This is a genomic window from Agromyces terreus (genome assembly GCF_009749465.1).
Classification (GTDB): Bacteria; Actinomycetota; Actinomycetes; order Actinomycetales; family Microbacteriaceae; genus Agromyces; species Agromyces terreus.
This window is the reverse complement of sequence record NZ_WBIS01000005.1, coordinates 68962-90629: the sequence shown is the minus strand read 5'-3', so window position 1 is coordinate 90629 and position 21668 is coordinate 68962. Positions and strand designations below refer to the sequence as shown.

Sequence of the window (21668 nt, the reverse complement as noted above, 5' to 3'; positions counted from 1 at the left end):
GGCCTGATCGAACGGGCGCCACCCTTCGGGGCGGCGCCCGTTCGCGTTCTCGTCGCCATGACGGATTCGTGGCACGCCCGCCCGGTTCCGGATGCCGCGGAGGGCGACGCCTAGGCTTGCCCCGATGTTCCCCAGAGTCACCGCCGTCCTCGTCGCTCGTCACGGCGGCGACCGCCTCCGGCACACGTTGGAGGCCATCGGCACGCAGCGACGCCGGCCCGACGTGCTCGTCATCGTGCTCTCCCGACCCGAGGGCGATGCCCGCGAACTCGCATCCGCCGCGGGCGCGACCCACATCGTCGAGTCCGGCGAGGCGCTCTCGTTCGGCGACGCGGTCAGGGCGGGCGAACGCGTGCTCGAGCCGCCCACCGACGAGACCGACGCCCTGTGGCTGCTCGCCGAGGACTCCGCCCCCGACCCCGACGCGCTCGGACGGCTGCTCGCGACGCTCGTGAACGGGCGCACCGTCGCCGTGGCTGGCCCGAAGCTCGTGCAGTGGGACGAGCCCGACCACCTCGTGGGCCTCGGGCGCACCATGACGAGGTTCGGACGATCGGTGCCGGTCGTGCCCGAGGAGCTCGACCAGGGGCAGCACGACCATCAGAGCGACGTGCTCGGCGTCGACCCCGCGGGCGTGCTCGTCCGGCACAGCGTGTGGCAGTCGCTCGGCGGCTTCGACCCGGCGCTGCCCGGCGTCGACGACGGCCTCGACCTCGGCGTGCGCGCCCGCCTCGCCGGTCACCGGGTCATCGTCGAACCGTCGGCGCGCGTGCGTTTCGCCGGCACCGGCGTGGCCGGGCCGGAACTCGGCCGTCGCGCCTCGGTGCGTCGCCGCCGCGACCGCCTCGCGCGCACGGCGGCCCTGCATCGCCGCCTCGTCTACGCGCCTGCGGCCGTGGTGCCGCTGCACTGGCTCAGCTTCCTGCCGCTCGCCGTCGTGCGGTCGATCATCATGCTCCTCGCGAAGAAGCCCGGCGCGATCCTCGGCGAGTTCGGTGCGGCGCTCGGCGTCATGCTCGGCGGCGCGAACGTGGTCCGCTCGCGGCGCGTGCTCGCGGCCGCCCGCACCACGGGCTGGTCGGCCGTGTCCCCGCTGCGACTGCAACCCGATGAGGCGCGTCGCCGCCGCGAGGCCGCCGCCGAGGCGCGGCGCATCCGAGCGCGTGGGCGCGCCGACGACGTGGCGTTCATCGGAACGGGCGGCGGCTGGGTGCTGCTCGTCTCGGTCGTGGCATCCGTCGCGCTCTTCTCCTGGATGCTCGGCGCCGGCGGGCTCGTCGGCGGCGGTCTCCTCCCGCTCTCGAGCGGTCTCTCCGAACTCTGGCGGAACGCGGCCTACGGATGGCGCGACGTCGGCGCCGGGTTCGTCGGCGCGGCCGACCCGTTCGCCGGCGTGCTGGCGCTGTTCGGATCGGTCGCCTTCTGGGCGCCGTCGTTCGCGATGGTGCTCCTGTGGCTGTTGGCGATGCCGGCGGCCGCACTCGGGGCCTGGTTCGCGGCCTCGCGGCTCACCGAGCGGGGCTCCGTGCGGGCGATCACCGCGCTGCTCTGGATGTTCGGGCCCATGTTCCTCGCGGCCCTCGCCGACGGGCGGCCCGGCGCGGTGGTCGCGCACCTGCTGCTCGGCTGGCTCGCGTACGCCGCCCTCGGGGCCGCCCGCTCGTGGTCGGCGTCCGCGACCGCGGCCCTCCTCTTCGCCGCGGTCATCGCGGCGGCGCCGAGCCTCGCGCCGGCGCTCGTGGTCGGCTGGCTCGTCGCGCTCGCCGTGAGCGGCCGCGCCGCCGTGCGGCTCGCCTGGCTCCCGGTTCCCGCGCTCGCGCTCGCGTTGCCGCTCATCATCGAGCAGGTCGCCGGCGGGTCCGCGCTCGCCCTCGTCGCCGACCCCGGCCTGCCGTTCGGCAGCGCGGCCCCCACCGCGTGGGAGCTCGCGCTCGGCCTGCCGCAGGCGGGATGGGGCGGCTGGCCCGAGGCGATCGCGGCGGTCCCGGCGCTCGCGGGCCTCGACGTCCTCACGATCATGCTCGTGCTCACCGGCCTCATGGTGCCGCTCGGACTCGTGGCGCTCGGCGCGTTCCTCGCCCGCGGCATCCGCATCGTGCTGCTCGCCGCGGCCGTCGCGATCGGCGGGTTCGCCACCGCCTTCGCCGCGACGCGGATCTCGGTCGCCGTCGCGGGCGACGAGGCGGTCGGGGTGTGGGCGGGCGCCGGCCTGAGCCTCGCGTGGCTCGGGGTGCTCATCGCCGTCGCCGTCGGCATCGACGCACTTCCGCGGTTCCGTGCCGGGCTCGGCGCGGTGCTCGTCATCTGCGCGGCGGTCGCGGTGACGCCGACGCTCGGCGCCCTCGTCACCGGCACGGCGACGGTCTCGCCCGCAGCGGTTCGCTCGGTGCCCGCGTTCGTCGAGGCCGAGGCGGAGGTCGATCCGCGGGTCGCGACGCTCCGCATGGAGCCGCTCGTCGGCGGCAGCCTGCGGGCGACGCTCGTGCACGGCACCGGCGAGACGCTCGACGACCAGTCCACGCTCGCGCAGACGCGCACCGAGCTCACCGACGACGAACGCGAGCTCGCGACGATCGCCGGCAACCTGGCGAGCCGCAGCGGCTTCGACGCGGATGCCGCGGTGCGCGAGTTCGGCGTCTCGTTCGTGCTGCTCGAGACCACGCCCGCCGATCTCGGCCCCGCCGCGGCGGCGACGGCGGAGCGTGCCCGCCTCGCCCTCGACGGCAACGCCGCGCTCACCTCCGTCGGCGAGACCGACTTCGGCACGCTCTGGCGCTTCGTCGACGCCGAGGCGGATGCCGCGGCCACCCGGGTCCCCGCCGTCACGGGTTGGCCGGCCGGGCTGATCATGTGGGTGCAGCTGCTCGTGCTGCTCGCGACGCTGCTCCTCTCGATCCCGACCGGCGCCGGACGCGAGGCCGACCGGCGCCCCGTGCGGAGCTCGCGACCCCGCGCCGAGAAGCCCATCGCGGCCCTCCCGGCGGAGAAGGCCGCGGCGGTCGAGCAGGTCGAGCCGGTCGAGCCGGTCGAGCCGGTCGAGCCGGTCGAGCCGGCCGAGCCCGCCGAGCCCGTCGAGACGGCCGAATCGGCCGACGAGGCGGCGCCCGAGGCATCCGGCGCCCCCGTCGACTCCGCCGACGGCGCGCATCGCGACGAGACCGGGCCCGAGGCATCCGCTCGGCCCGATGCGCCCGCGGAAGCGGCCGAACCCGACGAACCGACCGACCGCGATGGGGAGGCACCCGATGCCCGTTGAGCGTCGTCGCATCATCCGCACCGGCGTGCGCGTCGTCGTCGCGCTCGCCGTGGGCGCCGTCGCGGTCGCCGTGGTCGGCGCCGCCGCCGTGCTGCCCTGGCCCGAGCACCGCGTCGATCCGGGCGAGGTGGTGGTCGCCCCCGAGGAGGCGATCCAGCAGCGCGTCTGTCCGGGCCCGCTGCTCTCGATCGGCGACGACGCCGACGCCGCGACCGAACTCGAGTCGTTCGGCTCGGCGTCGGTGATCTCGGCCTCCTCGCCCGAGGACGCCGAGATCGAGAAGACCTCGCTCGAGGCGCCCGAGAACGCGAGGGCCGACGAGCACGGCGCCCCGGTCGTGCTCGAGTCGCAGCCCGGCGCGGTGGACCCCGGCATGCTGGCTGGAGCCCAGTCGCAGACGGCCAGGACCGACCTGCTCGGCGGCTTCGCCGCGGCATCCTGCTCCGAGGCGACGTCGGAGTCCTGGCTCGTGGCGGGCTCCACCACGCTCGGCCGCAGCAGCCTCATCCTCCTCGCCAACCCGACCGACGTCGCCGCGACCGTCGACGTGCGTGTCAGCGGGGAATCCGGCCCGGTCGAGGCGCGCTCAGCGCTCGGCATCACCGTCGCCCCGCGTTCGCAGCGGGTGCTCTCGCTCGCCGGCCTCGCGCCGAACGTCGCCTCGCCCGTCGTGCACATCACGAGCACGGGCGGCGCCATCGCCGCCTCGCTCGAGCAGTCGGCCATCGCCGGGCTCGCCCCGGCGGGCATCGAACTCACCGGCCCGACGGCCGCACCGGGCGCCTCGCTCGTGATCCCCGGCATCGTGATCGGCGGCGAGAGCGGCGTGCACGCCGACGACGACCACGCCGAGGGCGACGCGTTCCCGGCGGTGCGACTGCTCGCCCCCGGCGACGACCGGGTCGAGGTCACGATCGGCATCGCCGAGGTCGGCGGCGGCGACGGCGACTCGATCGACGTCGACCTGCAGCCCGGCGCGGTCAGCGACATCCCGCTCGGCGAGCTCGCCGCAGGCACCTACACCCTCCGCATCGAGGCCGACGGACCCGTCGTCGCGGCCGCCCGCGCGACCGTCGGCAGCGCCGAGTCGGCGACGGACGCCGAGGCCCCCGCGGATCTCGCATGGTTCGTCGCCGCGCAGCCCCTGCCCGAGACCGCCGTGGTGGCCGTGGCGAGCGGGCCGTCGGCCACGCTCCAACTCGCCGTGGGCAAAGACGGGTCGCGCGAGGCATCCGTCACCGTCGACGGACGCACCCGAACGGTCGAGGTGCCGGCATCGGGCGCGGTGTCGGTGCCGGTGCGCGGGCGCGTCGTCGAGCTCGAGGGCGTCGAGGGCGTCTCGGCGGCGGTCACGTACCGCAGCGCGACGGCGCTCGCGGCGTTCGCGGTGCAGCCGCCCGGGCCGCTGGACACGCCGATCCGGGTCTATCCGCGCTGATCGGCGACCGCCGATCTCTGCCGTAGGCCCACCCCGACCGACGGATCAGAGGTGGCGGTAGCGCCCGGGCGCGAGCTCCCACGGATCCTTGTCGAGGAACTCGGCGACCGCCCGGAACACGCAGCTCTCGATGAGCAGCTTCTCGTCGCGCTCCTCACCCTCCTGGAGGCGCAGGAACCGCACGATCGGCAGCCGGTGGAACGTGATGCGCCGCTCGTCGTGCGCCACCTTCCAGCGGTCGATGTGGTCGACGTGGATCGCCTCGTCGGGCGCCTGCGTCACCTCGAACACGACGCCCTCGAGCTCGGGCCAGAGCCCCCTGAGGTAGGCCGCGGTGCCGGCGACGGTCGTGTCGAACTCCTCCATGCGCGTGCTCAGCGGTTCGAGGTGCGGGCCGGTGACGGCCGAGCGCATGCCGCGCCCGTGACGGTCGCGAGCGAGTCGCCTCGGCGAACGCGGGCTTGCGACACGACGGGATCGAGGCATGCCTCCATCGTAATGTCCGCGCGCGTCGGTACGCTGGTCGAGCCATGAAGAGACGTTGTTCGCGAACCGCGTGCCCCGCAGAGGCCGTCGCGACGCTCACGTTCGACTATCAGGACTCCATGGCCGTGCTCGGGCCCCTCTCGGCCGCCGCAGAACCGCACGGGTACGACCTCTGCGCGGTGCACGCCCAGCGCACCTCGGCTCCGGTCGGCTGGCAGATCGTGCGGTACGCCTCGCCGGGTCGGGTAGATTTCACCGCATGACTTCTGCAGTACCCCCCGTCGACCGCGCGCTCCTCACCTCGATCGTCAAGGCCTACGACGTGCGCGGCATCGTCGGCGAGGCGCTGACCGAGCAGTCGGTCGAGGCGCTCGGCGCCGCGTTCGTCGACGTGGTCGGCGCGGCCGGCGACCGGGTCGTCGTCGGCCATGACATGCGCGACTCCTCGCCCGGGTTCGCCGAGGCCTTCGCCCGCGGCGCCACCGCCCGCGGCGCCGATGTCGTGAACATCGGGCTCTGCTCCACCGATGAGAGCTACTACGCCTCCGGCACGCTCGACGCGCCCGCGGCCATGTTCACGGCCAGCCACAACCCCGCCGCCTACAACGGCATCAAGTTCTCGCGCGCCGGCGCCCAGGGCATCTCCCTCGACACCGGGCTCGCCGACATCCGCGACCGTGCCGGCGATTTCCTCGAGCAGGGCATCTCCGCCATCGCCGAGACGGGCTCGGTGCAGCGCGTCGACGTGCTCGCCGAGTACGCCGCGTACCTCCGCGGGCTCGTCGACCTCAGCGGCATCCGGCCCCTCAAGATCGTCGTCGACGCCGGCAACGGCATGGGCGGGCTCACCGTGCCCGCCGTGCTCGGCACCGCCGCAGGCTTGCCCGCGCTGCCGCTCGAGATCGTGCCGCTGTACTTCGAGCTCGACGGCACGTTCCCCAACCACGAGGCGAACCCGCTCGAGCCCGCGAACCTCGTCGACCTGCAGGCCGCCGTCGTCGAGCACGGCGCCGACCTCGGGCTCGCGTTCGACGGCGACGCCGACCGCTGCTTCGTCGTCGACGAGCGCGGCGCGGCCGTGACGCCGTCGGCGGTGGCCGCGATCGTCGCCGTGCGCGAGATCGCCCGCGTCGCGGCGCTCGGCGAGACCGACGTCAACGTGATCCACAACCTCATCACCTCGCGCTTCGTGCCCGAGACCATCGAGGCCGCCGGCGCGACGCCCGTGCGCACCCGGGTCGGCCACTCGCTCATCAAGGACCGCATGGCCGAGACCGGCGCGGTGTTCGGCGGCGAGCACTCGGCGCACTACTACTTCCGCGACTTCTGGGGCGCCGACAACGGCATGCTCGCGGCCATGCACGTGCTCGCCGAGTTCGGCGCGCAGCACGCGCCGCTGTCCGAGCTCGCCGACCGGTTCACGCCGTACGCGCTCTCGGGCGAGATCAACTCGGTCGTCGACGACGTGCCGTCGGCCTACACGCGCGTCGTCGAGGCGTTCACCGGCCGCGGCGAGTTCGACGAGCTCGACGGACTCACCGTCTTCGGGCTGACCGCCGAAGACCAGCCGTTCTGGTGGTTCAACGTGCGACCCTCGAACACCGAGCCGCTGCTGCGGCTGAACGTCGAGGGCGCCGACGCCGCGACCATGGCCGTCGTGCGCGACGAGGTGCTGGCGCTCATCCGCGTGGACCCGCGCGGCGCGTAGCGACGCGGGAGTCCACGAAAGGCGGCAGCCGCAGCGCATGAGGCGCGCCAGCGCCGAGCGCGTAGACGGAAGACCGCAGAACGTGACGCATGCCGGAGACCACTCGCGCGGGGTCTGGTGAGAGCCTGCGAGAATGGACGCATGACGCTCGCCGAGACATCCGCTCTGCCCTTCAAGGTCGCCGACCTCTCGCTCGCCGAAGCCGGCCGCCACCAGTTGCGGCTCGCCGAGAACGAGATGCCCGGCCTGATGGCTCTGCGCGAGGAGTTCGGCGCGTCGCAGCCGCTCGCCGGCGCGCGCATCGCGGGCAGCCTGCACATGACCGTGCAGACCGCGGTGCTCATCGAGACCCTCACGGCCCTCGGCGCGCAGGTGCGCTGGGCGAGCTGCAACATCTTCTCCACGCAGGACGAGGCGGCCGCGGCCGTCGCCGTCGGCCCCGAGGGCACCGTCGACGACCCGCAGGGCATTCCGGTGTTCGCCTGGAAGGGCGAGACGCTCGAGGAGTACTGGTGGTGCACCGACCGCATCTTCGACTGGAGCGCCGAGGCGGCTGCCGCGGGTGCCGACTGGGTCGGCCCGAACATGATCCTCGACGACGGCGGAGACGCCACCCTGCTCGTGCACGACGGCCGCCGCTTCGAGCTCGCGGGCGGTGTTCCCGAGACGCCCGCCGATGCCAGCCACGAGTACCGCGTCGTGCTCGACACGCTGCGCCGGTCGCTCGCGCTCAGCGCCGACCGGTTCACCCGCATCGCCGACGAGCTGCAGGGCGTCACCGAAGAGACCACCACGGGCGTGCACCGCCTCTACGAGCTGCACGCCAAGGGCGAGCTGCTGTTCCCGGCGATCAACGTCAACGACTCGGTCACGAAGTCGAAGTTCGACAACAAGTACGGCATCCGCCACTCGCTGCCCGACGGCCTGAACCGCGCGACCGACGTGCTCATGGGCGGCAAGGTCGCGTTCGTCGTCGGCTACGGCGACGTCGGCAAGGGCGCCGCCGAGGCGCTGCGCGGCCAGGGCGCCCGCGTCATCGTGAGCGAGGTCGACCCGATCTGCGCCCTGCAGGCCGCGATGGACGGCTACCAGGTCGCCCGGGTCGAAGACGTCGTCGGCGAGGTCGACATCTTCGTCACCTGCACCGGCAACAAGGACGTGCTGCGCCTCGAGCACATGCTCGCGATGAAGCACCTCGCGATCGTCTCCAACGTGGGCCACTTCGACAACGAGATCGACATGGCCGCGCTCGAGTCGCTCGAGGGCGCCGAGAAGATCGAGATCAAGCCGCAGGTGCACGAGTGGCGCCTGCCCACGGGCCGCTCGATCCTCGTGCTCAGCGAGGGCCGTCTCATGAACCTCGGCAACGCGACCGGCCACCCGTCGTTCGTCATGTCGAACTCGTTCACCAACCAGGTGCTCGCCCAGATCGAGCTCTGGACCCGCCCCGACGCTTACCCCACCGCGGTGTACGTGCTCCCGAAGCACCTCGACGAGAAGGTCGCGCGCCTGCACCTCGACGCCCTCGGCGTGCAGCTCACCGAACTCAGCCCCGAGCAGGCCGCCTACATCGGCGTGCCCGTCGAGGGGCCGTACAAGGTCGACCACTACCGCTACTGACCGTTCGCCGGTCGCCGCTCGCCGCTCCCATCTGAGGGGCGGACGCCGCGGCTCACTGCTGTGTGCCTTCATTGCCCTTTTCAGGAGGGGGTGTGGCCACGACGGGGCGTTCGCGCGCCGATCGAGGCCGCAGCGGCCCCGCAGCCCACACCCCCTCCTGAAAAGTGAAACGACGAACGACGAACGTCGAACGACGCACGTCGAGGAACGGCGGGCCCGGCGAGGCCGTCAGCGTTGGGGAAAACCGACCGGCGTCTCGGTGAGCATGGGCTCGAGCGTCGCGAGGCGTGCCCGCTCGAGCTCGAGGGCGCGCGCGTCACGTGCGCGGCGGAGGGCGACGACGCCGGCGAGGAAGCGCTCGGGCGCGGCATCCGGAACGGGTGACACGTAGGGGGCGACCTCTGCGGCGAGCATGGACGCGAGTCGTGCACGGCTCGCCGGCGCGAGCTGCCGGATCTGCTCGAAGTACGCGGCGACGCGGCGGGCGAGCGGATCGGGAAGCCGCGCGACATCGGCGATGCCGGCCCACGCGGCGAGCTCGGGCGGAACGTCGAACGCGTTCGAGACCGGCCTCGGGACGCGCTCGACCTGTGCGTGCGTGCCGGCCAGGAGGTCGCCGAGCCGCTTCGACGAGGGGTTCAGGAACCCGACCAGCACGGCGAGGCCGCCGAAGGTGAGGTAGATCTCGAGCACGCCGGTGAGGGCGCGGATGAAGGCGTGCCGGAATCCGATCGATCCGCCGTCGTCGCGCACGACGCGCAGGCCGAGCGCGAGCTTGCCGAGCGACCGTCCGCGCGACGCCGTCTCGACGGCCGTGGGCACCACGACGATGACGACCACGGTGCCGCCGATGAGCAGCGCCCGGAACGCGGCGCCGTCGACCGTGAGCCCGGCGCCCGCCGCGATGGCGAGCATGCCGAGCAGGAGCGCGACCGAGACGAGCACGTCGATGATGGTGCCGCCCGCGCGGATGAGGGCGCTCGCCGGCCGGAGCTCGAGGGTCACGGCCTCGCCGATGACGATGCCCTCGTCGTCGTGGTGCGCGGGTCGCGGCTGGGCGTGCGAGGCGTCGGCCATGGCTAGTATTCAAGCAGATGGACCTCGACGCGCTCGCCTCCGCCCGCCACGACGAATGGCAGCGGCTCGACGCGCTCGCACGGTCGCGGCGCCTCGACGGCAGCGAGGCCGACGAGCTCATCGAGCGGTATCAGGGCGCGGCATCCGATCTCTCCCTCATGCAGGCCACCATCGGATCGACGACGCTCGGCGACCGCCTCTCGGTCAGCCTCGCGCGGGCCCGTCTCCGGTTCACGGGCACGCCCGAGAACCCGTTGAAGCTGTTCACCCGGTTCGCCGTCGTCGACCTCCCGGCGGCGCTCTACCGGGTGCGCTGGCTGACCCTCGCGGTCGCGATCGCCACGGTCGTCGTCGCCGGTCTCTACGCGTGGTGGATCGGCTCAGACCCCCGTGTGCTCGCCGGGCTCGGCGACGAGGCCGAACTGCAGCAGTTGGCCGATGAAGGATTCGTCGCGTACTACTCCGAGCATCCGGCGGCGTCGTTCGCGGGCTCCGTCTGGACCAACAACGCGTGGATCGCCGCGCAGTGCGTCGCGTTCGGCATCACCGGGCTCTGGGTGCCGTTCGTGATCCTGCAGAACGCGCAGAACCTCGGCGTCACGGCCGCCATCATGTTCGCCTACGACGAGGCCGACACGTTCTTCCTGTACATCGCGCCGCACGGGCTGCTCGAGCTCACGTGCATCTTCGTGGCGGCCGCCGCCGGGCTGCGCATCTTCTGGGCGTGGGTCGCACCGGGGCCGAGGTCGCGGGGCGTCGCGCTCGCGCAGGACGCGCGGGCGCTGTTCACGGTCGCGATCGGCCTCGTGTTCTTCCTCTTCGTGTCGGGGCTCATCGAGGGATTCGTGACGCCCGCACCGTGGCCCTGGCCCGTCAAGATCGGCATCGGCGCCGCCGCGCTCGCCGGATTCCTCGTGTACATGCTCGTGCTCGGGCGGCGCGCCCACCGGGCAGGGGCCACCGGCGACATCGGCGCGTTCGACGCGGGCGCGACGCGCATCGTCGCGGGCTGACGCCCGCCGGCGGCTTCGCGCGTGTGATCGGTGCACGATGCAGGAAACGAGGCGCCATCCTCGCTGTGAGCGGGGGATGCCGCCTCGTTTCCTGCATCCGGCGCGCCTGCGGGCACCGGCGGAGACGACGAACGGCGGATGTCCGAGACATCCGCCGTTCGAGGTTCATGGGCCGCGTGCGAGCCGCAGCCTGCAGCCGTGGCCAGCGACCCGCGACGCGGTACCCGCTACGCGGTCAGCTTCGCGGGCCGGTCGAAGACCGCCTTGTAGATCACGCCGGCGAGCATCGCGCCGACGATCGGGGCGACGATCGACGCCCAGAGCTGGGTCAGGGCGATCTCGCCGCCGAAGACGGCCGTCGCGATCGAGCGGGCCGGGTTGAACGAACCGTTGGACACGTTGCCGGCGACGAGCAGCAGGACGGTGAGGGTGAGGCCGATCGCGAGGGGCGCGAAGTTCGATGCGGAACGGCCGGCCGAGGTCACGCCGAGGATGACGAACAGGAACACCGCGGTCGCCACGATCTCGACGATGAAGAACGAGCCGATGCCGAAGCCGCCGGGCGACAGTTCGTCGTATCCGGTCGACGCCTTCGTGAAGGCCGCCAGGTCGAACACGGGGCCCGCCGAGAGGATGCCGAGCAGCGCGAGCGACGCGAGGATGCCGCCGACGATCTGCGCGGCGATGTAGCCGAGCGTGTCGCGCCAGGCGAAGCGGCCGGCGACCGCGAGCCCGAGCGTCACGGCGGGGTTGAAGTGGCCGCCCGAGATCGGGCCGAACGCGTAGGCGCCGACCACGACGGAGAGGCCGAGGGCGAAGGCGACGCCCAGCAGCCCCGTGTCGGCGGAGGCGAAGAAGACGGCGCCGATGACGGCGAAGACGAGGATGAAGGTGCCGATGACCTCGGCGGTGAGTCGCTGCACGGTCGAAGGCGTGCTGGCGGGAGTCGTATCGGACATGACCGATCCTTTCGATGGGAGAACGGGGAGATGGAGAGGCGAATGGAACGGCGACCCCCATCGCCGATCGATTGCGAAGATAGCGATGCGGATGCCTCCGACACGGCAACTTCGCCGCGCATGGCGAAATCGTTACCCGACCGTTCGCCGCGGCCGTGTGCGGGGCGGCGTTTCAGAGCAGCCCGGACGCCTTCAGGTCGAGGTACCGGTCGGCCAGCGCGGGCGGCAGTTCGCGGGGTGCGGCCGAGACCGTGTGCGCCCCCGAACGGCGGATCGCGGCGGCGACGCGCTCGCCGTCGAGGTTCGACCGTTCGGACGCTGCGGCGAGGTAGAGGTCGTCGACGCCGTCGCGGCGGGCGGCGTCGGCCACCGTGTCGGGGTCGAGCACCGAGGCGACGATGACGGTGTGGCGCGCGGCGAGCTGCGGCAGCACCGAGAGCAGCCCGCGGGCCGAGCCGGGGGCGTCGGCCGCGGTGAGCAGCACGACGAGCGCGCGGCGGCTCGTGATGCGACGGATCTGGGCGGGCAGCCCGGTCCAGTCCGCCTCGATGAGCTCGGCCTCGACGTCGGCCATCGCGTCGACGAGCCGGGCGAGCAGGTGCGGGCCGCTCGCGCCGGTGACCCGGGCCCGGGCTCGGCGGTCCCAGGCGAGGAAGTCGACGCGGTCGCCGGCGTGCGTCGCGAGCGCGGAGAGCAGGAGCGTCGATTCCCAGGCCGTGTCGAGCCGGGGTTCGTCGGCGATGCGCGCGGCGGCCGTGCGCGAGGTGTCGGCGACGATGACGATGCGACGGTCGCGCTCGGGCCGCCAGGTGCGCACCATGAGCTTCGCGCTGCCGCGGGCGCCGGGGTCGACGTGCCTGGCGGTGGCGCGCCAGTCGATGGAGCGCACGTCGTCGCCGCGCACGTACTCGCGGATCGAGTCGAACTCGGTGCCCTGCCCGCGCACGAGCAGCGGCGTGCGGCCGTCGAGTTCGCGCAGCCGGGTGAGCCGCGCCGGCAGGTGCACGCGCGAGTGGAACGGCGGCAGCACGCGCAGCAGTCCGGGCGAGGAGAGCGTCGCCTGCCGGGACCAGAGGCCGAGCGGTCCGGCCGCGCGGATCGCGACGTGCTCGGCGCGGCGGTCGCCGCGTCGTCGCGGCTGCAGGCGCAGGCGGATGCTGCGACGCTCGCCCGCGGGCACGACCACGCTGCTGCGGTTGGCGCCGTCGACCCCGGCCGAGGGCTCCCAGCCGTCGCGAACGGTGGCGCGGAGCATCCGCTCGCCCGTGTTCGCGATGCTCAGGGTCGAGACGACCGACTCCCCGAGACGGACCCGGGGCGGCAGATCGCGCTCGAGGACGACCCGGCGCGGGGACGCCGCGAGCGAGAGGTCGATCGCGCCCAGCCCGACCGAGAGCGCGAGCCAGCCGAGGAGCGCGAACCACGCGGCTTCCGCCCCGGAGAAGCCCGCGACGACGACGGGCGCGACGCCGAAGGCGACGAGCAGCACGAACCGTCCGGTGACCGCCATGTCAGAGGGGCACCTGCACCTGCTGCATGATGGCCTGCAGCACGGCGTCGACGGAGACGCCCTCGAGCTCGGCCTCGGGCCGCAGCTGCACGCGGTGGCGCCACACGGGCAGCAGCATCGCCTGGATGTGGTCGGGCGTCACGGACTCGTACGCGGTCAGCCAGGCCCACGCCTTCGCGGCGGCGAGCAGTCCGGTCGTCGCGCGCGGACTCACGCCGAGGCGCAGCGACGGCGAGCGGCGGCTCGCGCGGGCGAGGTCGACGAGGTAGGCGAGCACGTCGTCGGAGACGCGAACGGATGCCGCGGCGCGGCGTGCCGCGTCGAGCTCGGCCGCGCCCAGCACCGGTTCGACCCCGGCTGCGGCGAGGTCGTGCGGGTCGAAGCCGTCGGCGTGGCGGCGCAGGATCGCGAACTCGGCGTCGCGCTCGGGCACCTCGAGCACGAGCTTGAGCAGGAACCGGTCGAGCTGCGCCTCGGGGAGCGAGTAGGTTCCCTCGTACTCGATGGGGTTCTGCGTCGCGGCGACGAGGAACGGCTCGGGCAGCGGGCGGGTCGTGCCGTCGGCGGAGACCTGGCGTTCCTCCATCGCCTCGAGGAGCGCCGACTGGGTCTTCGGCGGCGTGCGGTTGATCTCGTCGGCGAGCAGGATGTTCGTGAACACCGGCCCCTCGCGGAAGTCGAACTCGCCCGTGCGCGGGTCGAACGCGAGCGAGCCGGTGACGTCGCCCGGCATGAGGTCGGGCGTGAACTGCAGCCGCCTCGTCTCGAGGTGCAGGGTGCGGCTGAGGGTGCGCACGAGCAGCGTTTTCGCGACGCCCGGAACGCCCTCGAGCAGCACGTGGCCGCGCGTGAGCAGGGCGATGATGAGCCCGGTGACGGCGCCGTCCTGCGCGACGACGGCCTTGCCGACCTCGGTGCGCACGCGGTTCAGCGCGGCGCGGAGCTCCTCGTCGGTGCGCTGCGCCTGCGTCGGCGCGGCGGCGGAGCCGGTCGGCTCCGCGGGGTCGGTCGGCTCGGCGGGCGTCGTGTCGGTCATGGCTGCCTTCCTGGCTGGTCGTCTGCGGTGGGTTCGGGCGCGGATGCCGCGGGGCCAGCGGATGCCGCGGGGCCGGCGGATGCCGCGGGGCGGGCGGATGCCGCGGGGCGGGCGGATGCCGCGGGGCGGGCGGGCGGCGACGACCGGCCGTCGGGTCGCACGGCGCGCGCGAGGTCGCGTTCGAGGTCGGCCAGCTCGCCGCCGAGCCGCAGGAATGCCGCGTCGTTCGCGGGCGACTCGTCCACGAGCAGGTGCCGCACCGTGGCCCTGTCGCGACCCGTGGACTGCGCCACGGCATCGGCGATGACCGTGACCTCGGTCGTGCGGGGGAGCTTGAGCGCCGTCGCGAACCGCCATACCGCCGCCATGCGCAGCTGGTCGAGGGCGTGCTCCCGCTGGGCGGATCGGGCGTACAGGCGCGCGCGGCCCTGACGCGTCTCGCCGGCGGGCACCGTGACGGGCAGGCGTTCGACGACGAGCGGGCCGAGCCGCCGCCCGCGCCAGACGCCGGCGGCGACGGTGACGACGAGTGCGAGCACGAGCACCGGGCTCACCCAGCCGGGCGTCAGCTCGCCGAGCGTCGGCGCGGTCGCGGCATCCGCATCGGACGGGCCGGGCAGGTACCAGACGAGCTCGTCGGCGGCGCCGAGCAGGCCGATCGCGAGGGCCGCATTGCCGCGCTCGTCGATGCGATCGTTGGTGAACACGGTCTCTGCGCCGACGAGCGAGAGGCGATCGGATGCCGCGTCGCCGCCGGCACCCGCGGGCCCGGGCCCGACGGCCACGGCGAATCCGTCGCCCTCGCGGAAGCAGCCGCGCCAGCCCTCGGCCGCCGCGTCGTCGTCGATCGTCAGGAGGCGCTGGCCGTCGGAGAGCGCCTCGGCCTGCGTCGCGGCCCGCAGTTCGCAGTCGACGTCGTCGATCGGTCCCGGTGCGTCGCCCGCGAGGCGGACGCCGGGGGCGAGCGCCTCGAGCGCGCGGAACCCGGGGGCCGCGACGACGAGGCGCGCGCCGGCGTCGACCGTGTCGGCGAGTTCGAGCAGCCGCGCTCGGTCGAGCGTTCCGTATTCGTCGTAGAGCAGCACGGTCGCGTCGCCGCCCGCCGCGTCGACGGCCTCGAGGGTGTCGTCGAGGGATCTCGTGGCGGTGACGGCCACACCGTGGTCGCGGAGCACCTCGACGAGCGCCCGCGACCCGGTCTGCCCGGCATCGTCGGGCCCGAGCGTCGAACCCTGCGAGCGGATGCCGCCCTGGATCGCGAACACGGCGATCGCGCCCACGACGAGCACCGCGCCGAGAACGATCCACGTGCGGCCGCGACGCAGGAGCGCGAGCGGCGTCGGGGTGAGGGCGGCGGCGTCGGGCGAGGAACCCGAGGCGTCGCGGGACGACGCGGCCGTGGCGGGCGCCTTCGGGGTCGCCGTCGAGGTCATCGTCGTGCCCCCGAACCGTCGGCGAGGGCGGGGCGAGCCTCGCGGAGGGCATCGTCGAGCTCGGTGACGCGCGCATACGCGTCGGCGTCGCCCGGGCGGTCGAGGTAGCGCACCCCGTCGAAGTCGGCGGCGGCGCCCGCGAGATCGGCCGCGAACGCGGGGAAGGGCCGTGCCGCGGCATCCGCCAGCGCCCGAGCCGTGCTGCCCGGATGCACCTGCACGAGCTCGCGCACGACGAGCTCGCGCACGAGCGCGCGGAACCGCTCCTCGATCGCGAGCGGCCAGTCGCCCGAACGGGCGGCGGCCTCGGCGGCGCGGCGGATCGTCGCGGCATCGCGGCGGTCGTCCTCGAAGGACGCCGGCTCGGCCCGGCGCCGCCGCCGGAGTCGCGGCACGCCGAACACGAGGAGGCCGATGACCACGAGCACGACCACCCCGACCACGACGAGCAGGGCGACCGTCTCGGCGGACACCGCGCCGGCGCCGTCGAGCAGCCCGAGGAACCAGTCGCGCACCGCCTGCATCGCGCGGTCGAACGCGTTCGGCTCGCCCGCGCGATAGCGGGGATCCGCGAGCTCGTCCTGCAACCACCGGCGCGCGTCCTCGGCGTCGGGGTCGAGCGGGTCGAATCGCACGAGGCCCTCGGCGGCGGCCCGGATCATGCCGGGGCGCCGCCGTCGGGCGCGGGAGCGGCCCACGGGTCGCCGACCGGGAGGCCGGCGTCGCGCTGCTCGACATGGCGCTGCAGTTCGAGGTCGAGGCCCTCGGAGCGCATGCGCAGGTCGATGTAGACGATGCCGATCACCGCGGCCTGCACGACGGTGGTGATGGAGCCGATCACGAGCGTGACGAGCAGCGTCACCACGGCCAGCACGATCGTGATCGGGATGGCCGCGCCCGAGCCGGTCGGGTCGACGATCGCCGGGAGGAGGCCGCCGACGAGCGAGATCGGCTGCAGGACGATCTGCGACGCGATGTTCAGGAGCACCCCGACGAGCACGATGATGCCCAGCGTGCGCCAGAAGAAGCCGGTCGTGAGGCGCCACGAGCGACGGACCGCCGCGGCGATGCCCGCCCGTTCGAGCACGATGATGCTCGGCACGAGCGAGACCCTGGTGCCGAGCCAGAACCCCAGCACGGCGAGCCCGAGCGAGGCGATCACGACCACGATGATGCCGATCGCGAGGCCGATCGGCGAGATCGTCGCCCCGAGCACGACGATTCCGGTGAGCAGGGCGATCACGATGAGCACGGCGAGCGAGACGAGCGCCGTCCACCCGAGCAGCGGGCCGATGCGGGGGAGCGTGCGGCGCCACAGCGCGCCGAGGCCGAGCTTCTGGCCGAGCGTGCCGGAGGCGACCTCCTCGATCATGACGCCCTGCAGGAAGGCTCCCGCGACGACCGAGACCGCGACGGCGACGAGCATCGCGAGCACGAGCACGCCGATGGATCCGGGCAGCAGGGCGTCGAGGTCGTCGGGCTGCGCGGAGTCGAGCCGGCCGAACACGAACAGGAAGGCGGGCACCATGACCGCGGAGGTGACCACGAGCGCCACGAGCTGCACGATCAGACCGCTGCCGAAGGTCGCGGCCGGGTTGCGCCGCAGGGTTCGGAACGGCGCCCACAGGAGGGTGCCGAAGCCCATGGGCCGCAGGGGGAGCAGGCCCGGCTTCGGGGGCGGCGTCCACCCGATGGGCGCGCCGTACGGTGCCGGCGGAGCGCCGTAGCCGGGAGGGGCCGCCCCGTACTGCGGCTGCGGAGCGCCCGGCTCGCCCGACGTCGGCGGGCCCCACTGCGGTACGGGCGCGGGCGCCGGCGGCTGGGGCGTCGACGCACCGGGCGCCTGCCAGTCGTGTTCGGACACCTCGATGCGCTCCTTCCGGCGGGTTGACCCATGCTCGCACATCGCGTGGCACGGCGCGTGCGCGGCGGCGCCCGCACGTTCGCCGGCAACGCCGGGTCGCGGCATCCGACCGAATGCGGGTGGGGTGCGGCTACGCTTGAGCCACTGGTTCCGCCGCGCCCCGGTGCGGCTGCAGAGGAATGAACAGATGACTTCACGCGTACTCGTCGTCGACGACGACACGGCCCTCGCCGAGATGATCGGCATCGTGCTGCGCACCGAGGGCTTCGATCCCGTCTTCTGCGGCGATGGCTCCGGCGCCCTCGCCGCCTTCCGCGAGGCGAAGCCCGATCTCGTGCTGCTCGACCTCATGCTCCCCGGCATGGACGGCATCGAGGTCTGCGGCCGCATCCGCGCCGAGTCCGGCACGCCCATCATCATGCTCACGGCCAAGACCGACACGGCCGACGTCGTCAAGGGACTCGAGTCCGGCGCCGACGACTACATGGTCAAGCCGTTCAACCCGAAAGAGCTCGTCGCCCGCATCCGCACGCGACTCAGGCCTACGCCCGAGTCGGCGGTCGAGGTCTTCGCCGTCGGCGACCTCACCATCGACGCGGCCGGCCACGAGGTGCGCCGCGGCGACGAGCGCATCTCGCTCACCCCGCTCGAGTTCGACCTGCTGCTCACCCTCGCGTCGAAGCCCCAGCAGGTCTTCACCCGCGAGATGCTGCTCGAACAGGTGTGGGGCTACCACTACAAGGCCGACACGCGCCTGGTGAACGTGCACGTGCAGCGGCTGCGGGCCAAGGTCGAGCACGACCCCGACAACCCCCGCATCGTCATGACGGTCCGCGGCGTCGGCTATCGGGCCGGCGCGACCACCTGAGCGACGCGTGACCTCCGTCGTCGACGATTCGCGAGCCGCCGATTCGTGGCGGACCCTTCCGCGACGCGTCGCGACGACTTGGCAGCGCTCGCTCCAGGTGCGCACGGTGTTCATCACCATCGGTCTGTCGAGCCTCGCGATCCTCGTGATCGGGCTCTACATCTCGTTCAGCGTCGCCTCGAACCTCTTCCAGGACCAGCGCACCCGGGTGCTCGAGGTCTCGAACAACGCGACCACGGCGGCGCAGCTGATCCTCGACTCCTCCGACGCGGCCGACCGGGGCTCGTTGCAGCTGCTGATGAAGGCGACGCTCGACACCGTCACGAGCATCGCGGGCACGAACGTCATCGCCCTCTTCCGCGACCCCGACGCGCCGTCGAACAGCCTCGCCCCGCCCGACCGGCTGAGCCCCGACCTCGCGGGCGTCATCACCCCCGAGCTGCGGGCCCAGGTGAGCGAGCACCCCGAGGGGCAGTACTGGCAGTCGGTCGCGCTCGAGAACTCGACCGGCGGCACCGAGCCCGGCATCGTCGTCGGCAGCGTGCTGCGGGTCCCCGCGAACGTCGGCAGCTACGAGCTGTACATCGGCTACAACCTCGCCGAGGCCGAGCAGACCCTCGCGTTCATGCAGGTCACGGGCATCGTGGGGGCGATCGCGCTCATCGCGCTGCTGAGCGCGATCACGCTCGTCGTCGTGCGCGGCGTCATCGAGCCGATCCGCACCACGGCCTCGACGAGCCGCCGGCTCGCGGCGGGCGACCTCGGGGTCCGCATCCCGGTGCGCGGCGAAGACGAGATCGCGTCCCTCGCGGGCTCGTTCAACGGCATGGCCGACAGCCTGCAGGCGCGCATCCGCGAGCTGGCCGAGCTCTCGGTCATGCAGCAGCGCTTCGTGTCCGACGTCTCGCACGAGCTGCGCACCCCGCTCACGACCATCCGCCTCGCCGGCGACGTGCTCTACGGGCAGCGCGAGAGCTTCGCGGGGCCGACCTCGCGCACCGTCGAACTGCTGCACACCCAGACCGAGCGCTTCGAGCGGCTGCTCGCCGACCTGCTCGAGATCAGCCGCTACGACGCCGGCTCCGTGACGCTCGCGACCGAGCCGACCAACCTCGTGCACCTCGCGGGCGACGCCATCGAATCCATGCACGAGCTCGCACGCGAACGCGGTTCCGAGCTGCGCCTCGAAGCGCCGGGCGGCCATCTCGACGCCGACGTCGACCCCCGGCGCATCCGGCGCATCGTCCGCAACCTGCTCGGCAACGCCATCGAGCACGGCGAGGGCCGGCCGATCGTCGTCTCGGTCGACAGCAACGAGAGCGCGATCGCCCTGTCGGTGCGCGACTTCGGCATGGGCATGGCGGCAGAGGATACCGAGCGCGTGTTCGACCGGTTCTGGCGGGCCGATCCGAGCCGCATGCGCACGATCGGCGGCACGGGCCTCGGCCTCGCGATCTCGCTCGAAGACGCCGTCGCGCACGGCGGCGAACTCGACGTGTGGTCCCGGCTCGGGCACGGCAGCGTCTTCCGGTTGACCATTCCGAGAACGCCGGATGCCGCGGCCGTCGTCTCGCCGCTTCCCCTCGAGCCGGCCGACCCCGAGGCATCCGGCCCGCCGCCGACGGCCTCGATGAGCGCCGTCCTCTTCGAGGAGATGGGCGGCGACCGCGGCGACGCCGGCCGCGACCGCACCCGAGAGGACGGCCGCGATGCGTAGGCGCCTGTTCGCGGCATCCGCCCTGCTCATGGTGGCCGCGCTGCTCACCGGATGCGTGTCGATCCCCGACTCGGGCAAGGTGCAGCAGGGGGATGTCGCGCCCGTCGACGTCTCGCCCGACCTCGACATCCTCGTCGACCCGCCGATGGTCGACGGCACGCAGCAGCAGATCCTCGACGGCTTCCTGCTCGCCGCGCTCAGCTCGCAGAACAAGTTCCGAGCGGCCTACGAGTTCCTCACGCCCGAGTTCGCCGACGAGTGGCAGCCCGACGCCGGCGCGACCATCGACGTGCTCTCCGACCGCAGCTTCGACGAGGTCTCCGAGACCGAGATCGAGCTCACGGCGACGCCGGCGGCCTCGCTCCGCAACAACGGGCAGTACGAGGCCGCGGCCTCGGCGACGCCGCTCGAACTGCAGTACGGGTTCGAGCAGGTCGACGGCCAGTGGCGCATCTCCTCGGCGCCGCAGGGCATCGTCATCGACCAGGCGAACTTCACGCAGGTGTACCGCGAGTACACCCTGTACTTCTTCGATCCGAGCTACCGCTACCTCGTGCCCGACTCCCGGTGGTTCGCCGGGCGCGACTCGGCGCAGACGAGCGTCGTGCAGGCGTTGCTGGCCGGGCCGGCCGAGTGGCTCGCGCCCGGCGTCGTCACGGCGTTCCCCGAGGGCACCGAGCTGTCGCCGGCCGCCGTGCCGGTGTCGGGCCGGGTCGCCGAGGTCTCGCTCACGGGCGCCGCGTTCGACGACACGCAGAGTGCCCAGCGCATGCAGCTCCAGCTCGACGAGAGCCTGGTCGGCAGCGTGCGCAACGTCGGCGAGGTCGCGCTCGTGCTGAACGGCGTCGAGTCCGACGTCGGCGAACCCTCGACGCAGCCCGCGCGCGACCCGCGCGTCGACCCGCGACCGGTCGTCTTCGACGGCGAGACGTTCGGATACCTCTCCACGTCGGGCGACGGCGTCACGGCGATCGAGGGGCTCAGCGAGCAGATCGCCGCGGCGGATGCCTCGGGCGCCGCGCTCGGTCCCGATTCGGAGTCCGCGGCGATCCGCACGGGCTCCGGGGTGTCGCTCGTCCGGGTGGGCGAGGATCCGCTCCTGCTCGACCCGCGTGCCGGGCTCATCACCCCCGCCGTCGACCGGCTCGGCATCGTGTGGTCGGTACCGGCCGGGGCGCCGTCGGACCTGGCGTGGTTCGCCCCCGACGGCACGAACGGCCGTGTGGCGGTGCCGTGGTCGGCGTCGACGATCGCCGCGATCCAGGTCTCCCGAGACGGCACGCGCATCCTCGCGCTGCTCGGCGACGGCGCGAGGACGTATTTCGTCGCGGCCGCCATCACGCGCGCCGAGGGCGGGATCCCCGCCGAGCTCGGCACCGTCGTGCTCACCCTCGCCGAGGTCGACGGCACGCCGCTCGACGTCGCGTGGATCGACAGCCGCACGGTCGCCTCGCTGACGGCGCTCGACGACGGCGCGACCCGGCTCATCACGCAGGACCTCGGCGGATTCGCGAGCACGCGCGCCGGGCCCACCGACGGCGTGCAGCTCGACGCCGGCAACAGCATCCGCGACGTCCGCGCGCGAGATTCCGCGGGCCTGCTGCTCGTGCAGAGCGGCGTCGGATGGCAGAAGCGCGCCGAGGGCATCCGGTTCACGGCGACGCAGCTGCCCGACTGAGCGCT

The 21668-nt window shown here is 73.5% G+C and carries 17 protein-coding genes; 9 read left to right on the top strand and 8 right to left on the bottom strand.

The features are described 5' to 3' along the window. Positions 1-124 precede the first annotated feature (124 nt). Positions 125-3256 carry a glycosyltransferase family 2 protein gene (locus tag GQQ92_RS11600; protein ID WP_197738221.1) on the top strand — a complete coding sequence of 1044 codons (3132 nt, stop codon included), beginning with the start codon at positions 125-127 and terminating at the stop codon, positions 3254-3256. After that, positions 3246-4694 carry a DUF5719 family protein gene (locus tag GQQ92_RS11595; protein ID WP_156999459.1) on the top strand — a complete coding sequence of 483 codons (1449 nt, stop codon included), beginning with the start codon at positions 3246-3248 and terminating at the stop codon, positions 4692-4694. The genes GQQ92_RS11600 and GQQ92_RS11595 overlap by 11 nt, the downstream gene beginning before the upstream one ends. A gap of 45 nt (positions 4695-4739) precedes the next feature. On the opposite strand, the gene GQQ92_RS11590 is transcribed toward GQQ92_RS11595, so the two are convergent. Then, a complete protein-coding gene (locus GQQ92_RS11590; protein ID WP_156999458.1) occupies positions 4740-5180 on the bottom strand; it encodes a hypothetical protein in 441 nt (146 codons plus the stop codon). Positions 5181-5224: 44 nt separating this feature from the next. Here GQQ92_RS11590 and GQQ92_RS11585 point away from each other — a divergent pair, with 44 nt between their 5' ends. From GQQ92_RS11585 to ahcY, 3 genes are all read left to right on the top strand, one after another. Then, the gene (locus GQQ92_RS11585) at positions 5225-5443 is read left to right on the top strand and encodes a DUF3499 family protein (RefSeq protein ID WP_156999457.1); all 219 of its coding nucleotides are present in this window, start codon (positions 5225-5227) and stop codon (positions 5441-5443) included. Beyond that, a complete protein-coding gene (locus tag GQQ92_RS11580; protein WP_156999456.1) occupies positions 5440-6888 on the top strand; it encodes a phosphomannomutase/phosphoglucomutase in 1449 nt (482 codons plus the stop codon). The genes GQQ92_RS11585 and GQQ92_RS11580 overlap by 4 nt, the downstream gene beginning before the upstream one ends. A gap of 141 nt (positions 6889-7029) precedes the next feature. Next, positions 7030-8508 (top strand): adenosylhomocysteinase, encoded by a 1479-nt coding sequence (gene ahcY / locus GQQ92_RS11575; RefSeq protein WP_156999455.1) that lies wholly within the window; start codon positions 7030-7032, stop codon positions 8506-8508. A 228-nt stretch (positions 8509-8736) separates the two neighbouring features. Here the strand turns inward: ahcY and GQQ92_RS11570 are convergent, their stop codons facing one another. Continuing rightward, positions 8737-9585 (bottom strand): RDD family protein, encoded by an 849-nt coding sequence (locus GQQ92_RS11570; protein ID WP_156999454.1) that lies wholly within the window; start codon positions 9583-9585, stop codon positions 8737-8739. Positions 9586-9602: 17 nt separating this feature from the next. Between GQQ92_RS11570 and GQQ92_RS11565 the strand changes: the two genes are divergently transcribed. Further along, positions 9603-10598 carry a stage II sporulation protein M gene (locus GQQ92_RS11565; RefSeq protein ID WP_156999453.1) on the top strand — a complete coding sequence of 332 codons (996 nt, stop codon included), beginning with the start codon at positions 9603-9605 and terminating at the stop codon, positions 10596-10598. Between the two features lie 227 nt (positions 10599-10825). Here the strand turns inward: GQQ92_RS11565 and GQQ92_RS11560 are convergent, their stop codons facing one another. From GQQ92_RS11560 to GQQ92_RS11535, 6 genes are all read right to left on the bottom strand, one after another. After that, positions 10826-11557: an aquaporin gene (locus tag GQQ92_RS11560; RefSeq protein ID WP_156999452.1), complete on the bottom strand. Its 732-nt coding sequence runs from the start codon at positions 11555-11557 to the stop codon at positions 10826-10828. A 172-nt stretch (positions 11558-11729) separates the two neighbouring features. Then, the gene (locus tag GQQ92_RS11555; protein ID WP_156999451.1) at positions 11730-13067 is read right to left on the bottom strand and encodes a DUF58 domain-containing protein; all 1338 of its coding nucleotides are present in this window, start codon (positions 13065-13067) and stop codon (positions 11730-11732) included. Between the two features lies 1 nt (position 13068). Then, the gene (locus GQQ92_RS11550) at positions 13069-14103 is read right to left on the bottom strand and encodes an AAA family ATPase (RefSeq protein WP_156999450.1); all 1035 of its coding nucleotides are present in this window, start codon (positions 14101-14103) and stop codon (positions 13069-13071) included. After that, on the bottom strand, positions 14100-15536 hold the full coding sequence (locus tag GQQ92_RS11545; protein ID WP_156999449.1) for a DUF4350 domain-containing protein: 1437 nt from the start codon (positions 15534-15536) through the stop codon (positions 14100-14102). Before GQQ92_RS11545 ends, GQQ92_RS11550 begins: the two co-directional genes overlap by 4 nt. After that, a complete protein-coding gene (locus tag GQQ92_RS11540; RefSeq protein WP_156999448.1) occupies positions 15533-16198 on the bottom strand; it encodes a DUF4129 domain-containing protein in 666 nt (221 codons plus the stop codon). The genes GQQ92_RS11545 and GQQ92_RS11540 overlap by 4 nt, the downstream gene beginning before the upstream one ends. Beyond that, positions 16195-17400, bottom strand: a complete 1206-nt coding sequence (locus GQQ92_RS11535; protein WP_156999447.1) for a hypothetical protein — start codon at positions 17398-17400, stop codon at positions 16195-16197. The genes GQQ92_RS11540 and GQQ92_RS11535 overlap by 4 nt, the downstream gene beginning before the upstream one ends. A gap of 187 nt (positions 17401-17587) precedes the next feature. On the opposite strand from GQQ92_RS11535, the gene mtrA reads away from it, so the two are divergent. Genes mtrA through GQQ92_RS11520 form a run of 3 tightly spaced genes read left to right on the top strand, consistent with a single transcriptional unit; the run spans position 17588 to position 21663 of the window. Further along, positions 17588-18268: an MtrAB system response regulator MtrA gene (gene mtrA, locus GQQ92_RS11530; RefSeq protein ID WP_156999446.1), complete on the top strand. Its 681-nt coding sequence runs from the start codon at positions 17588-17590 to the stop codon at positions 18266-18268. Between the two features lie 7 nt (positions 18269-18275). After that, complete coding sequence (gene mtrB / locus GQQ92_RS11525) at positions 18276-19985, top strand: MtrAB system histidine kinase MtrB (RefSeq protein WP_156999445.1); 1710 nt, start codon at positions 18276-18278, stop codon at positions 19983-19985. Beyond that, entirely contained in the window at positions 19978-21663 is a 1686-nt protein-coding gene (locus tag GQQ92_RS11520; RefSeq protein ID WP_156999443.1) for a GerMN domain-containing protein, read from the top strand. Before mtrB ends, GQQ92_RS11520 begins: the two co-directional genes overlap by 8 nt. Positions 21664-21668 lie beyond the last annotated feature (5 nt).